This is a genomic window from Thermus parvatiensis (genome assembly GCF_001535545.1).
Taxonomy (GTDB): domain Bacteria; phylum Deinococcota; class Deinococci; order Deinococcales; family Thermaceae; genus Thermus; species Thermus parvatiensis.
Genome location: NZ_CP014141.1, coordinates 815,625 through 828,829, shown reverse-complemented (window position 1 = coordinate 828,829; position 13,205 = coordinate 815,625). Strand labels below are relative to the sequence as shown.

12 protein-coding genes, 1 tRNA gene and 6 pseudogenes are annotated in these 13,205 nt (G+C 68.0%); 13 read left to right on the top strand and 6 right to left on the bottom strand.

Annotated features, from left to right (window positions below):
* The first annotated feature begins 22 nt into the window (after nt 1-22).
* The 6 genes from AV541_RS04625 to AV541_RS04600 all read left to right on the top strand — a co-directional run bounded on the left by AV541_RS04625 (nt 23) and on the right by AV541_RS04600 (nt 3,689).
* The gene (locus AV541_RS04625; RefSeq protein WP_008631307.1) at nt 23-397 is read left to right on the top strand and encodes a prepilin-type N-terminal cleavage/methylation domain-containing protein; all 375 of its coding nucleotides are present in this window, start codon (nt 23-25) and stop codon (nt 395-397) included.
* Nucleotides 398-460: 63 nt separating this feature from the next.
* On the top strand, nt 461-1,810 hold the full coding sequence (locus tag AV541_RS04620; protein ID WP_008631309.1) for an O-antigen ligase family protein: 1,350 nt from the start codon (nt 461-463) through the stop codon (nt 1,808-1,810).
* Between the two features lie 208 nt (nt 1,811-2,018).
* A complete protein-coding gene (locus AV541_RS04615) occupies nt 2,019-2,399 on the top strand; it encodes a DUF1640 domain-containing protein (RefSeq protein WP_018461702.1) in 381 nt (126 codons plus the stop codon).
* Nucleotides 2,400-2,475: 76 nt separating this feature from the next.
* Nucleotides 2,476-3,018: a Uma2 family endonuclease gene (locus AV541_RS04610; protein ID WP_026234201.1), complete on the top strand. Its 543-nt coding sequence runs from the start codon at nt 2,476-2,478 to the stop codon at nt 3,016-3,018.
* A 22-nt stretch (nt 3,019-3,040) separates the two neighbouring features.
* Nucleotides 3,041-3,340, top strand: a complete 300-nt coding sequence (locus AV541_RS04605; RefSeq protein WP_060384346.1) for a nucleotidyltransferase family protein — start codon at nt 3,041-3,043, stop codon at nt 3,338-3,340.
* Complete coding sequence (locus tag AV541_RS04600) at nt 3,327-3,689, top strand: HepT-like ribonuclease domain-containing protein (RefSeq protein WP_060384345.1); 363 nt, start codon at nt 3,327-3,329, stop codon at nt 3,687-3,689. Before AV541_RS04605 ends, AV541_RS04600 begins: the two co-directional genes overlap by 14 nt.
* A 33-nt stretch (nt 3,690-3,722) precedes the next feature.
* Here the strand turns inward: AV541_RS04600 and AV541_RS04595 are convergent.
* From AV541_RS04595 to AV541_RS04580, 5 genes and pseudogenes are all read right to left on the bottom strand, one after another.
* Nucleotides 3,723-4,279 (bottom strand): annotated as a pseudogene (locus tag AV541_RS04595) (Uma2 family endonuclease).
* Nucleotides 4,280-4,298: 19 nt separating this feature from the next.
* Entirely contained in the window at nt 4,299-4,955 is a 657-nt protein-coding gene (locus AV541_RS04590) for a chromosome segregation protein ScpA (RefSeq protein WP_008631320.1), read from the bottom strand.
* On the bottom strand, nt 4,952-5,131 hold the full coding sequence (locus tag AV541_RS12210) for a hypothetical protein (RefSeq protein WP_244880603.1): 180 nt from the start codon (nt 5,129-5,131) through the stop codon (nt 4,952-4,954). Before AV541_RS12210 ends, AV541_RS04590 begins: the two co-directional genes overlap by 4 nt.
* Nucleotides 5,132-5,154: 23 nt before the next feature.
* A pseudogene (gene trpS / locus AV541_RS04585) lies at nt 5,155-5,963 on the bottom strand (tryptophan--tRNA ligase).
* Between the two features lie 45 nt (nt 5,964-6,008).
* Nucleotides 6,009-6,095: transfer RNA gene (locus tag AV541_RS04580), tRNA-Leu, on the bottom strand.
* Nucleotides 6,096-6,288: 193 nt separating this feature from the next.
* Between AV541_RS04580 and leuC the strand changes: the two are divergent.
* The 7 genes and pseudogenes from leuC (at nt 6,289) to ilvD (ending at nt 12,815) form a co-directional block, all read left to right on the top strand.
* A pseudogene (gene leuC / locus AV541_RS04575) lies at nt 6,289-7,700 on the top strand (3-isopropylmalate dehydratase large subunit).
* 3 nt (nt 7,701-7,703) lie between these two features.
* Nucleotides 7,704-8,309: a 3-isopropylmalate dehydratase small subunit gene (leuD, locus tag AV541_RS04570; RefSeq protein WP_060384344.1), complete on the top strand. Its 606-nt coding sequence runs from the start codon at nt 7,704-7,706 to the stop codon at nt 8,307-8,309.
* Nucleotides 8,306-9,342: pseudogene (leuB, locus tag AV541_RS04565) on the top strand (3-isopropylmalate dehydrogenase). The gene leuD and the pseudogene leuB overlap by 4 nt, the downstream one beginning before the upstream one ends.
* Before the next feature lie 9 nt (nt 9,343-9,351).
* Entirely contained in the window at nt 9,352-9,891 is a 540-nt protein-coding gene (locus tag AV541_RS04560; RefSeq protein ID WP_060384343.1) for a Uma2 family endonuclease, read from the top strand.
* The gene (locus tag AV541_RS04555; protein WP_060384342.1) at nt 9,888-10,421 is read left to right on the top strand and encodes a Uma2 family endonuclease; all 534 of its coding nucleotides are present in this window, start codon (nt 9,888-9,890) and stop codon (nt 10,419-10,421) included. The genes AV541_RS04560 and AV541_RS04555 overlap by 4 nt, the downstream gene beginning before the upstream one ends.
* Nucleotides 10,418-11,152 carry an SDR family NAD(P)-dependent oxidoreductase gene (locus AV541_RS04550; protein ID WP_008631329.1) on the top strand — a complete coding sequence of 245 codons (735 nt, stop codon included), beginning with the start codon at nt 10,418-10,420 and terminating at the stop codon, nt 11,150-11,152. The genes AV541_RS04555 and AV541_RS04550 overlap by 4 nt, the downstream gene beginning before the upstream one ends.
* Nucleotides 11,149-12,815 (top strand): annotated as a pseudogene (ilvD, locus tag AV541_RS04545) (dihydroxy-acid dehydratase). The gene AV541_RS04550 and the pseudogene ilvD overlap by 4 nt, the downstream one beginning before the upstream one ends.
* Here ilvD and AV541_RS04540 read toward each other — a convergent pair.
* Nucleotides 12,812-13,197 (bottom strand): annotated as a pseudogene (locus AV541_RS04540) (c-type cytochrome). The pseudogenes ilvD and AV541_RS04540 sit on opposite strands and share 4 nt — an antisense overlap.
* Nucleotides 13,198-13,205: the final 8 nt, after the last annotated feature.

The following is a 13,205-nucleotide window of genomic DNA, read 5'->3' as shown; positions in this document are numbered from 1 at the left end:
AAACCTTAGGAGGAAAAGAAGTATGCGGAACGCGAAAGGCTTCACCCTGATTGAGCTTCTGATCGTCATCGTCATCATCGCCATCCTTGCGGCTGTGCTGATCCCCAACCTTCTTAACGCTAGGAAGCGGGCGAACGACACGGCTGCGGTGGCCTACACGCGCAACGTGGCTACTGAAATTGAGGCCACTCGGGACCCCGCTACGGGGCAAGTTACGGCCACAACGTGCCCTACCTCGGTTACCAAGCCTGCCGTAGTGCAAAACTGCACCGTAACGACTACTGACAACAACAACAATTTCCGAGTCACAGTCACCTACTCGGGTGGGTCAAAAACTACGGTGACTTACGACAGCTCCACCGGGCAACTAACCTTCGGCAGCGGCAGCGGCAGCTAGGCTAACCTCCTACGTGAAGGATTAGAAGGCCCCCGTCAAGCGGGGGCCTGAATTTCTCAGAGCATGTTGGGGTTCCTGGCTTTTCTCAGCTTGGCCCTCATCAACCCCCTCGGCACCCCCCGCGCGGGGATCTGGACCGAGCCTAAGACCTGGGCCCTGGTTCTCTGGACCGCCGCCACCTGGGTCTACCTCCTTCCTCTCCTCCCCCGGGCGCGCCCCCGCGTGCGCCCCCTTTGGCCCTTCCTTTTGGGGTTTGCGGTCTTCCTCGCCGCCGGGGCCCACGCCGCCCTCCGAAGCCCCTTCCCCTTTCGGGCCTGGTTCGGGCAGAGCACCATGGGGGACGGCTTCGCCTACTGGGTCACGGTGGGGGCCCTCGCCCTGGGCACGGCCCTCCTCCTCCACTTCCGCCCCGGCCTCTACCGTTCTCAGCTCTACGCAGTCCTCGCCGCCGGGGCCGTGCAGGCCCTCTCCGTGCTGCCCCAGGCCCTTTGGGACTGGCGCCTGGACTACACGGCCACCCTCGGCCAGACCTACCCCGGCGGCGACCCTCTCCTCTCCACCATCTGGCGCGGGCAGATGCCCATCGGCCTCACCTCGCACCGCGGGCACGTGGCGGCGGTCCTGGCCATGGCCGGGGTCCTCGCCGCGGCCACTTACCTCAGGCGAAGGTCAAAAGCCTTCCTCGGGCTCTTCGCCTTCCTCAGCTTCGCCCTCTGGTTCACCTACACCCGTGGCGCCTACTTGGCCCTCCTCGGCGGCCTCGCCGCCCTCTATCCCTGGCACCGGGACGGCCGGGCCTGGCTCGGGGTCTTCGCCGCCCTCTTGGCCAGCTACGGGGCCTTCCTCGGAGCGCGGACCCTGGACCTCGCCGCCGTGGACCGGGCCATGCCCGCCCTCACCCTGGAGGACCCGGACGCCTTCTCCTCGGGCCGCCTCCGCTTCTGGACCCTGAGCCTGGAGGCCATCGCCCGAAACCCCTGGGGCTACGGCTTTGACGGCTTCGGCCTCGCCTTTCCCTTCGTGGCCGATTTCTCCGGGAAAGAGAGGCGCTACCTTCAGGCGGACGCCCCTCCGCCCGTGGAGGTGGTGGAGGTCGGCGACTACGGCTTCCGCTACCGGGACCAGGAGGGGAAGGAGCACTGGGGCGCCCTCGCCAGCAACAAAGCCCACAACCTCCTCCTGGACCTCCTCCTCTCCGTGGGCCCCTTCGGGGCGCTCGGCTACCTCGCCGCCTTCCTCTCCCTCCTCTGGCTCGCCACAAAGGGGAGTGAACCCGGGCTCGCCGCCCTAGGGGTAGCGTACCTGGTCTACGGCCTCACCTGGTTTGAGTGCGCCCAGTTCAGCCACCTGGCCTGGTGGGCCCTGGCCGCAGGGGCGGGACTCTATCTACGCAAGGCGGCGGACGACCGCTGACCAAACCGGGGCCATGGCCCAGACGGAGTAGCCCCCGGGTCCGGCAGAACACCCGGCCCAGAAGCGGGAAGCCCAGGTAGAGCGCAGGCCGTGTGGGGGCCCCGGCCAGGGCGGGCGACCGGGCGGCGCTGAGCCTGGCCCCTCCGGGCCTCGGTGGGGTGCCCCCCTTCCCCACCCCCCGCCTCCAACCTGTGCTACCTTGAGGGCAATGACCACGGAGGAGCGCCTCTACAAGCTGGAGGGGATCGTGGAGGGGGTCATGGCCACCCTCCCGGGCCAGGTCACCTCCCTGGAGGGGCGGGTGGACCTCCTCCGCCAGGAGGTGAAGGCGGAGATTGGGGGCCTGCGCCGGGAGGTGGAGGAAAAGTTCAACGGCCTCCGCCAGGAAATCAAGGCAGAGATCCAAAGCCTGCGGCAGGAGATGAAGGCGGAGACCACCGAGCTGCGCGGGGAAATCCAAAGCCTGCGGCAGGAGATGGCGAGCCTCCGCCAGGAGGTGAAGGCGGAGATCAACACCGCCTTCAACAAGCTCATGCTCTACTTCACCGCCCTGGCGGCGGCCCTGGCCGTCCTCACCTTTCTCCGCTAAGCCACCGGGCGGCCCAGGGGGTGGCCGTCCCGCCATGAGGCGGCGTAGGCTTTCCGGCCTGCGCTACACTCTAGCCATGGGCGCGGCCAAACAGGTGCGGCCCCTGACCTTGGAAGAGTACCTCGCCTTGGAGCGGGAAGCCCCGGTGAAGCACGAGCTGGTGGAAGGCTTCCCCCACGCCATGGCCGGGGCCAGCGATCGGCACAACCGGGTGGTGGTGAACCTGGTCCTGGCCCTTGGCCCCCTGGCTCGGAAGCGGGGCTGCCGCCTCTATGCCAGCGGCATGCGGCTCAAGGTGGACGCGGCCACGGTCTACTACCCGGACCTCATGGTGGTCTGCCAGGAAGACCCCGGGGAATACTACAAGGAGAAGCCCTGCCTGGTGATAGAGGTGCTCTCGGACTCCACGGAGGCCACGGACCGGAGGGAAAAGCTCCGCAAGTACCTGAGCCTGCCCACCCTCCAAGCCTACCTCCTCCTGGACTCCCGTACCCCCCGGGCCTTCGGCTACTACCGAGAAGGAGAGGGCTGGGTGTACCGGGAGGCAGAGGCAGGCACGCTTCCCCTCCCCTGCCTAGGGGGGCACCTGGACCTCGCCGAGGTGTACCAGGGCCTCTAAGCCAGGCTAAAATGAAGGGGTCATGGCCTTGCCTACCCCCGTCTCCCCCCAAGCCCTGGCGGAGCTATGCCAGCGGTACGGGGTCCGGCGCCTCCTTCTCTTTGGTTCCTTCGCCCGGGGCGAGGCCGACGAGAAAAGCGACGTGGACCTCCTGGTGGAGTTCTTTCCCGGTCGCACCCCGGGCCTGGGCTTCGCCAGGCTTCAGGAGGAGCTGACCCGCCTCTTCGGGCGCAGGGTGGACCTCCATACCCTGGGGAGCCTGAGCCCTTACCTCCGGGAAGAGGTCCTAAGGGAGGCCCGCCCCATACATGAGGCGGCGTAGCCTTTCCGACCGCATCCGGCTCCTTCACATGCGGGACGCCTGTAGGCGCGCCCTAGAAATCGCGCGGGGCAAAGACCTAAGAAGTCTCGCCCCAGAAGAAGAAACGTCCCTCGCCCTCGTCCGCCTCTTGGAAATCCTCGGCGAAGCGGCCAGGGGCATTTCTGAGGACTTCAGGCGCCTTCACCCCGAAATCCCCTGGCGGGAAATCGTGGCCACCCGCAACCTCCTTATCCACGAGTACTTCGGTGTGGACATGGAGGTGGTGGCGACCATCCTGGAACAAGACCTCCCCCCACTGCTAGAGCGGTTAGAAGCCCTCTTGGCAACCCTGGACCAACCCGGGCGCTAGGCGGCACGCCCTTTGGGACCGGATATGTGTCCCTCAAATTCCCACCCCTTCGTAGATGGCCTCTAGAGGGAAACGGGCCTCCAGGCAAGGCACCTCCACCTCTCCCTCTCCCTCCCAAAGGCGGTAGAGCCAGCCCTCCCCTGGCGGAAGTAGCCCTCCACCCGCCTCTCCCGGGAGTCCACCAGGAGGTAAGCCTGTAGGCTCGGGATCTCCCGGTAGCGCCAGAACTTCTCCCTTCGGTCTATGGCCTCGGTGGCCTCGGACACCACCTCCACCACTAGGCAGGGGGCTTCCTCGTAGTGGGTGTGGGGCGGAACCCCCTGGCAGACCACCATGAGGTCGGGGTAGTAGAAGGTCCTGGCGGAGACCCGGAGCTTCACCGTCTCGGTGTAGATGCGGCACCCCTTGGCCAGGGCCTCGGGCCTGAGGAGGGCGTAGAGGTTGCCCACGATGCGGTTGTGGGCAAGGCTTGCCCCCGCCATGGCGTAGGGCACGCCCTCAAAGAGCTCGTGGCGCACGGGGGACTTCTCCTCCAGGGCCAAGTAGGCCTCGGCGTCCAGAAGCTCCAGAGGCCTCGCCGCTTCGCCCATATAAGGCATTGTACCCTCCCTAGGCGGTGCGCTCCAGGTCCCCCTCCAGGAGCCCTACAGGCTCCACGTAAAGGGGCGCGAAGGGGGCTTCCTGGAAGAGGCGCACCCGGCCCAGGCGGGCGGCCTCGAGGAGGGCGGCGAAGCCCACCGCCTTCTCGCCCCAGGTGGCAAGCGGCAGGCTCTGGAAGGCCACCCGGCCCCGGATCGCCCCCTTGAGCCGCTCCCAAGCCTCCCGCACCCCGAAGGCCTCCCGGGGAAGCCGGAGAACGGCCCTGCGGAACCCCTTCGCCGCCTCGGCCAAAGACTTTGGGGAAAGCCTCAGGGCGGGCCTGGGCAGGGGGGGCGGGGCCACGGGGAGAAGCCGCGCCCGCCGCTCCAAGCGGGCCTCGAGGAAGGCCACGGTCTCGGAGAGGTCCAAAAGGGCCTGGACCAAGGGCACCTCCTCCCCTTCCTCCTTTGGGGTAAGGGCCTTTTCCGGGGAAAGCTTCAGCACCAGAAGCTCGGCGAGAAGGGGGAGGAGCTCGCTTTTCGCCTGCAGGTCCTCGGGCACCTGGGCCAAGGCCTGCTCCACGATGAGGAGGACGGGAAGGGCCCTCGGGGAAAGCCTCCCCCGGCGCAAAGCCTCCCTAAGGGCCTCCGGCGGGCCGGAAAAACCGGGAAACTCTAGATGGATCACGAGAGCACCGGCCGCTTCTTGGGCAGGAGGAGGCCCACCTTCTCCCGCACCTCCTCCATGGTGGCCTGGGCCACGGCCCTGGCCCGCTTGGCACCCTCCAAAAGGGCGTCCATCACGTAGTCCGGGTCCTTCTTCAGGGCCTCGGCCCTTTCCCGGATGGGCCTAAGGGTCTCCATAAGGTAATCAAAGAGGATCCGCTTTACCACATACGTCCCCACCCCCGCCTTCCGGTACTCCTCCTTAAGGGCCTCCACCAGCTCCTTGGGGCGAAGTAGGAGAGGTAGGTGAAAACCACGGTGCGCTCGGGGTCCCCAGGGTCGGAGAGGCGGATCCTTTGGGGGTCGTCGGGGAGGTGCTGGATCTTCTGCCAGATGCGCTCCTCGGGCTCCAGGAGGCCAATGGTGTTCCCCAAGGACTTGCTCATCTTGGCCTTGCCGTCAATGCCGGGCACCCGGGGGGCCTCGGGGTTTAAGAGGGCCTGGGGTTCGGGGAAGGTCTCCCCGAAGAGGTGGTTGAAGCGGCGGGCGATCTCCCGGGTGAGCTCAATGTGCTGCACCTGGTCCTCCCCCACGGGGACGGTGTCCGCCTTGTAGATGAGGATGTCCGCCGCCTGGAGCACCGGGTACACGAGGAGGCCAGACCAGACGGTCTCCTGCTTGCTGGCCTTGTCCTTGAACTGGGTCATGCGGGTGAGGTCCCCCAGGGGGTTAAGGTGGTGAAGACCCAGGAGAGCTCGGTGTGCTCGGGCACGTGGGACTGGACGAAGAGGGTGACCTTCTCCGGGTCAAGCCCCGCGGCGATGTTGACCAGGGCGGCCTCAAAGGTGCGCTGGGCGAGGGTAGAGGGGTCGTAGGCGAGGGGGTTGGTGAGGGCGTGGTAGTCCACGATGCAGAAGAAGGCGTCCCGCCCCAGCTTCTCCCCGATGGCCACCCACTGCTTGATGGCCCCGAGGTAGTTGCCGATGTGGATCTCCCCCGAGGGCTGGATGCCGGAAAGCACCCGCTTCATGGCCTAAGTGTAGCAAAAGCTTAGGCCCCCTCTAGGGGGGCCTTCTGGTGCCGGGGGCGGGACTTGAACCCGCACGCCCTTGCGGGCACATGACCCTGAATCATGCGCGTCTACCAATTCCGCCACCCCGGCAGACGCAAGGGTCATTGTAGGGGAGGCGGCTTCGCTCGTCAAGCTTGACCCCGCAGGCCTCGAGGGCTTACCCTTAGGGGCAATGCGGCGGGCGGTGATCCTAGTCCTAGACCGGGCGGGCCCGGTCTAGGGATGGCCGTCGCGTATCCCCCGGGCCCCAAAGGACCCGGGGGTTTTGCGTAAGGGGGGTTTCATGGGAAAGACGCTCTACGAGAAGGTTTGGGAAGCCCACGAGGTGAGGAAGCTCCGAAACGGCCAGAGCCAGCTCTTCATAGACCTCCACCTCCTCCACGAGGTCACGAGCCCCCAGGCCTTCGGGATGCTCAAGGACCTTGGCCTTCGGGTACGCTACCCCCACCGCACCTTTGCCACCGTGGACCACATCGTCCCCACTCACGACCGCACGGAGCCCTTCCAGGACCCTCTGGCCCAGAGCATGCTGGAGGCCCTCAGGGCGAACACAAGGGAGCACGGGATCACCTTCTTTGACCTGGGAAGCGGCAACCAAGGCATCGTCCACGTCATCGGGCCCCAGCTCGGCCTCACCCAACCCGGGATGACCATCGCCTGCGGGGACTCCCACACCTCCACCCACGGGGCCTTCGGGGCCGTGGCCTTCGGCATCGGCACCAGCCAGGTGCGGGACGTCCTGGCCACCCAGACCCTGGCGGCCCAGAAGCTCAAGGTGCGGCGCATCAACATCCAAGGGAAGCTTGCCCCGGGGTCTACGCCAAGGACGTGATCCTGCACATCATCCGCCACCTGGGGGTGAAAGGGGGCTTGGGCTACGCCTACGAGTATGGCGGCAGCACGGTGGAGGCCATGGACATGGAAAGCCGCATGACCCTCTGCAACATGTCCATTGAGGGCGGGGCCCGCATCGGCTATGTGAACCCCGACGAGACCACCTTCGCCTACCTGGAGGGCCGCCCCTACGCCCCCAAGGGCGCCGAGTGGGAGGCGGCCAAGAAGAGGTGGCTCGCTTGGCGCTCCGACCCCGACGCCCATTACGACGACGTGGTCACCTTCCGCGCCGAGGAGATCGCCCCCACGGTCACCTGGGGCATCACCCCGGGGCAGGCCATCCCCATAGACGGCCGTATTCCCCTTCTGGAGGAGCTTCCCCCCGAGGAGCGCCCCGTGGCCGAGGAGGCCTTGGCCTACATGGGCTTCAGGCCGGGGCAGCCCATCAAGGGGGTGCCCATCCAGGTGGCCTTCATCGGAAGCTGCACCAACGCCAGGCTTTCCGACCTGCGGGAGGTGGCCCGCTACCTCCGGGGCCACCGGGTGAAGCGGGGGGTGAGGGCCCTGGTGGTGCCGGGCTCGGAGTGGGTGGCGAGGAAGGCCGAGGAGGAGGGGATCGCCGAGGTCTTCCGGGAGGCGGGGTTTGAGTGGCGGATGCCCGGCTGCTCCATGTGCCTCGCCATGAACCCGGACCGGCTGGAAGGGGACGAACTTTGCGCCAGCAGCTCCAACCGGAACTACAAGGGACGCATGGGAAGCCCCAGGGGGCGCACCGTCCTCATGAGCCCCCTCATGGTGGCGGCAGCGGCGGTGACGGGCGAGATCGCCGACGCCCGGGAAGTGTTTGGCATCGGGAGGTAAAGCATGCTGGAGAAGTTCACGGTAATCCGCGGCCGGGCAGTACCTTTGAGGGGCGAGGACATTGACACGGACCGGATCCTCCCCGCCCGCTTCATGAAGGTCCTCACCTTTGAGGGCCTGGGGCAGTACCTCTTCTACGACGAGCGCTTTGACGAGAAGGGGAACCCCAAGCCCCACCCCCTGAACGATCCCCGCTACCGGGGGGCCACGATCCTCTTGGTGGAGTCGGGCTTCGGCTCCGGCTCTAGCCGCGAGCACGCCCCCCAGGCCATCAAGCGGGCGGGGTTTAAGGCCATCATCGGGGAGAGCTTCGCCGAGATCTTCTTCGGGAACGCCACCGCCATCGGCCTCCCCTGCGTAAGCCTAGCCCCTGAGGACCTGGGCGTCCTCTTCCGCAGCGTGGAGGAGAACCCGGAGCTGGAGGTGGAGATTGACCTGGTGAACAAAGAGGTGCGCTTCGGGGACCGCACCGCCCCCCTCTCCATCCGGGAAGAAGCCCGGGAGGCCCTGGTGGAGGGGCTTTGGGACCCCATCGGAGAGCTTCTGGAGGCCGGGGCGCTTTTGGACGAGTTTGACCGGAAGCTCCCCTACCCCAGGAGGGCGGAATGAGGGTGGCGGTCCTCCCCGGGGACGGGATCGGCCCGGAGGTGACCGAGGCCGCCTTGAGGGTCCTCAAAGCCCTGGACGAGGCCCACGGCCTGGGCCTTGCCTACGAGGTCTACCCCTTCGGCGGGGCGGCCATAGACCAGTGGGGCGAGCCCTTTCCCGAAGTTACCCGCCAGGGGGTGGAGGCGGCAGAGGCCGTCCTCCTGGGCAGCGTGGGGGGCCCAAGTGGGACAACCTCCCCCGCAGGCTCCGCCCGGAAACCGGGCTTCTGGAACTCCGCAAGAGCCAGGACCTCTTCGCCAACCTCCGCCCGGCCAAGGTCTTCCCTGGGCTGGAAAGGCTTTCCCCCCTGAAGGAGGAGATCGCCCGGGGGGTGGACGTCCTCATCGTCCGGGAGCTCACCGGGGGGATCTACTTCGGGGAGCCCCGGGGGATGTCCGAGGCCGAGGCCTGGAACACGGAGCGCTACAGCAAGCCCGAGGTGGAGCGGGTGGCCCGGGTGGCCTTTGAGGCGGCAAGGAAGCGCAGGAAGCACGTGGTGAGCGTGGACAAGGCGAACGTCCTCGAGGTGGGGGAGTTCTGGCGCAAGACCGTGGAGGAGGTGGGGCGGGACTACCCCGACATCGCCCTGGAGCACCAGTACGTGGACGCCATGGCCATGCACCTGGTCCGCTCCCCCGCCCGCTTTGACGTGGTGGTCACGGGGAACATCTTCGGGGACATCCTCTCGGACCTGGCGAGCGTCCTCCCGGGCTCTCTAGGCCTCCTCCCCTCCGCCTCCTTGGGGCGGGGCACCCCGGTCTTTGAGCCGGTGCACGGCTCCGCCCCGGACATCGCCGGGAAGGGCGTGGCCAACCCCACGGCCGCCATCCTCTCCGCGGCCATGATGCTGGAGCACGCCTTCGGCCTGGTGGAGCTGGCGCGGAAGGTGGAAGACGCGGTGGCCAAGGCCCTCCTGGAGACCCCGCCCCCGGACCTCGGAGGAAGCGCGGGCACGGAGGCCTTCACGGCCACGGTCCTCCGCCACCTCGCCTAAGATGGGGATATGATCCGGCACCGCTTCAGCGCCGAGGACTTCCACCGCATGGCCGAGGCGGGGATCCTCGGGGAGGACGACCGGGTGGAGCTCATCCGGGGGGAGGTGGTGGAGCTGAGCCCCGTGGGCAAGCGGCATATGGCCGCTTTAAAGCGGCTTATGAACGCGCTTTTTCCCCTACAACAGGCGAAGAAGGCCCTCCTTCAGGTCCAGGACCCCTTGCGCCTTTTTCCCGACACCGAACCCCAACCGGACCTGGCCCTGCTGGCCTACCGGGACGACTTTTACCGGGAAAGGGTGCCCGAGGCCAAGGACGCCCTCTTGGTGGTGGAGGTGGCCGAAACCAGCCTGGACCACGACCTCCAGGTGAAGCTCCCCCTCTACGCCCAAGCCGGGATACCGGAGGTCTGGGTGGTGGACCTGGTGCGGGAGAAGGTGCACGTCTTCCGCAAGCCCCAAGGGGAGGGCTACGGGGAGGCCCAGGCCCTCGAGGACGGGGAGGTTTCGGTCCTCGGGCTAAAGGTGCCGGTCAAGGAGGTCCTGCCGTGACCCGCCACAAGATCTCCCTGGAGGAGTTCCACCGCATGGTGGAGGCCGGGGTCTTCCCGGAGGACTTGAGGCTGGAGCTCGTGGAAGGAGACCTGGTGGAGATGAGCCCCATCGGGAAGCGCCACGCCGCCAAGGTGGCCAAGCTCACCGCCCTCTTCGGCCCCCTTGTGCCCCAAAAGGCCATCCTCTTTGTGCAAAGCCCCCTGGTGGTAGGGGAGTCAGAGCTTTACCCCGACCTCGCCCTCCTTAAGCCACGGCCCGACTTTTACGAGGAGGAGCTGCCCCAGGGACGGGACGCCCTTTTGGTGGTGGAGGTGGCCGAGAGTTCCCTCCGCTACGACCTCCAGGTGAAGCTCCCCCTCTACGCCCAAGCCGGGGTGCCCGAGGTCTGGGTGGTGGACCTGGAGGGGAAGAGGGTCCTCGTCCACCGGAAGCCCGAAGGCGGGGGCTACCGGGAGGCGGAGGCCCTGGGCCCCGGGGCCAGGCTCTCCTTCCACGGCGTGGAGATCCCCGCGGAGGAACTCCTATGAGGAAGACCCTGATCCTCACCGGGGCGAGCCGGGGCATCGGGAAGGCCCTCGCCCTGGAGCTCGCCAAGGAAGGCTTTGACCTGGTGCTCAACGCCCGCAAGGAGGCCTCCTTGCGGGCGGTGGCCGAGGAGGTCCAGGCCCTGGGGGCGAGGGCGGTCTACGTGGCGGGGAGCGCGGGGAAGGCGGAGGTGGCCCACGCCCTGGTGGAAAGGGCCGAGGCCTTGGGGAACTTCGCGGGCTACATCCACAACGCCGGGGTCCTCCACCCGGGGCCCCTCCTCTTTGAACTCGCGGAGGAGCTCTTCCTGGAGGTCCTCGAGGCCAACCTCATCGCCGGCTACCAGCTCGCCCGCTTCGCCTACCCCGTCCTCAGGCGCAAAGGGGAAGGCCTCGCCGTGTACGTGGGCTCGGGGGCGGCGGAGAGCAACCTGCCGGGCATCGGGGCCTACGCCGTGGCCAAGGCGGCGGAGGAGCACCTGGCGAGGCAGCTCGCCGCCGAGGCCCCGGAGGTCGCCTGCTTCGTCTACCGCCCCGGGGTGGTGGAGACGGAGATGCAGCGCCAGGCCCGGGAGGCCCAGGGAAGCGCCGCGGCCGTGCTCCACCGGGTCTTCAGGAGCTACAAGGAGGAAGGCCTCCTCCTCACCCCGGAGGAGGCCGCGAGGGCCCTGGTGCGGCTTCTCCCCAAGGCCAGGGCCTTCCACGGAAAGATCGCCACCTGGAGGGACGCATGAGGTCGGACCAGATCAAGAAGGGACTCAAGCAGGCCCCCGCCCGCGCCATGCTCCGGGCGGTGGGGGTAGGGGACGAGGACTTCGGAAGGCCCTTCGTGGGGGTGGTGAACACCTTCACCGACGGGATGCCCTGCAACTTCCACCTGCGGGAGCTGGCCCAGCACCTCAAGGCCGGGCTCAGGGAGGCGGGGCTTTTCCCCTTTGAGTTCGGGGCTCCCGCCATCTCCGACGGGATCAGCATGGGCACCCCGGGCATGCGGGCGAGCCTCGTAAGCCGGGAGGTTATCGCCGACAGCGTGGAGCTCGTGGCCCAAGGCTACCTCTACGACGGCATGGTGGGGCTTTCCGCCTGCGACAAGACCATCCCCGGGACGGCCATGGGGGTGATCCGGAGCGGGGTCCCCGGCATGGTCCTCTACGGGGGAACGATCGCCCCCGGGGAGTGGCAAGGGCGGAAGCTCACCATCGTGGAGGTCTTTGAGGCGGTGGGGCAAAGGGCGGCGGGGAAGATCGGCGAGGAGGAGCTTTTGGAGATTGAGCGCCGCGCCATCCCCGGCCCCGGGGCCTGCGGCGGCCAGTACACCGCCAACACCATGGCCATGGCCCTCGAGGCCCTGGGCCTCTCCCCCGTGGGCTACAACGCCATCCCCGCCGTCCACCCCGAAAAGGAGCGGGCCACCAAGGAGGCGGGGAAAATCCTCGCCTGGGCCATAGCCCACGACTGGAAGCCCAAGGACTTCCTCACCCGGAAAAGCTTCCTCAACGCCGTCGCCGCCGTGGCCGCCACGGGGGGGAGCACCAACGCCGTCCTCCACCTCCTCGCCCTGGCCAAGGAAGCGGGGGTGGAGCTCAGCCTGGACGACTTTGACCAGATCTCCCGCAAGACCCCGGTGATCGCGGACCTCCGCCCTTGGGGCACCTACACCGCCTGGGAGCTGTATGAAGCCGGGGGACGGCCCTCGTCTTCAAGCGGCTTCTGGAGGCGGGGCTCCTCTACGGGGAGGAGAAGACCCTCACGGGCCGCACCCTGGCGGAGGAGGTGGAAAGGGCCTACCGGGAACAAGAGGGGCAGAAGGTGGTCTTCCCCGTGGAGAAGGCCCTCAAGCCCCACGGGGGGCTCGTGGTGCTCAAGGGGAACCTCGCCCCTAAAGGCGCCGTCCTCAAGCTCGCGGGGACGGAGCGCACCTACTTTGAGGGCCCGGCCCGGGTCTTTGACTCCGAGGAGGCGGCCATGGAGAAGGTCCTGAAGGGGGAGATCCGGCCCGGGGACGTGGTGGTCATCCGCTACGTGGGCCCCAAGGGGGCGCCAGGGATGCCCGAGATGCTCTCGGTGACGAGCGCCATCGTGGGGGAAGGCCTAGGGCCGGAGGTAGCCCTCCTCACCGACGGCCGCTTCTCCGGGGGCACCCGCGGCCTCATGATCGGCCACATCGCCCCCGAGGCCTTCGTGGGCGGGCCCATCGCCCTCCTGGAGGAGGGGGACCGCATCCGGATTGACGTGGAAGGCCGCCGCCTCGAGGTCCTCCTCCCCGAGGAGGAGCTGGAAAGGCGGAGGGCCCGCTGGCGGCCCCGACCCCCCGCCTTCACCCACGGCCTCTTCGCCCGCTACGCCGCCCTGGTGCGCCAGGCGGACGAGGGGGCGGTGCTGGAAGACCCGCTCTAGGGCCTCTGGATCCGGTCCGGGGCCAGGTTCTGGCCCCGCTCCCTTTTGATGTCCTCGGGATTGAAGGGCTCGGCCCGCACCTTGAGGAGGGCCATGAGGTGGTTGAGCAGGGCGGCGAGCTCCTCGTCGCCAAGCTGGGGGAAGCCCGGCATGAGGCCCGCCTCCCCCCGCTTTCCATAGAGGAGCACGAGGACGAGGTAGCGCCGGCCCTCAGGGGTCCTAAAGAGGGGGCCGCCGCCTCGAGGCCCGGGTAGGGCCGCGCCCCCTGGGCCCGCCCCCCGTGGCACTGGGCGCAGAGGCGCTTCCAAAGGGCTTCCCCTTGGACCGCCTGCCCCTGGGCGAAAAGGCCCAGGAGGAGGGCCAGGACCAGGGCCTTCTTCATGGGCCCAG

Bases quoted from the DNA above. Each gene is read 5' to 3' on its own strand.
- leuD (WP_060384344.1), top strand. From the start codon at position 7,704: ATGCTGGAGAAGTTCACGGTAATCCGCGGCCGGGCAGTACCTTTGAGG.
- AV541_RS04560 (WP_060384343.1), top strand. From the start codon at position 9,352: ATGATCCGGCACCGCTTCAGCGCCGAGGACTTCCACCGCATGGCCGAG.
- AV541_RS04605 (WP_060384346.1), top strand. From the start codon at position 3,041: ATGGCCTTGCCTACCCCCGTCTCCCCCCAAGCCCTGGCGGAGCTATGC.
- AV541_RS04615 (WP_018461702.1), top strand. From the start codon at position 2,019: ATGACCACGGAGGAGCGCCTCTACAAGCTGGAGGGGATCGTGGAGGGG.
- AV541_RS12210 (WP_244880603.1), bottom strand. From the start codon at position 5,131: ATGGAGACCCTTAGGCCCATCCGGGAAAGGGCCGAGGCCCTGAAGAAG.
- AV541_RS04620 (WP_008631309.1), top strand. From the start codon at position 461: ATGTTGGGGTTCCTGGCTTTTCTCAGCTTGGCCCTCATCAACCCCCTC.
- AV541_RS04610 (WP_026234201.1), top strand. From the start codon at position 2,476: ATGGGCGCGGCCAAACAGGTGCGGCCCCTGACCTTGGAAGAGTACCTC.
- AV541_RS04550 (WP_008631329.1), top strand. From the start codon at position 10,418: ATGAGGAAGACCCTGATCCTCACCGGGGCGAGCCGGGGCATCGGGAAG.
- AV541_RS04600 (WP_060384345.1), top strand. From the start codon at position 3,327: ATGAGGCGGCGTAGCCTTTCCGACCGCATCCGGCTCCTTCACATGCGG.
- AV541_RS04625 (WP_008631307.1), top strand. From the start codon at position 23: ATGCGGAACGCGAAAGGCTTCACCCTGATTGAGCTTCTGATCGTCATC.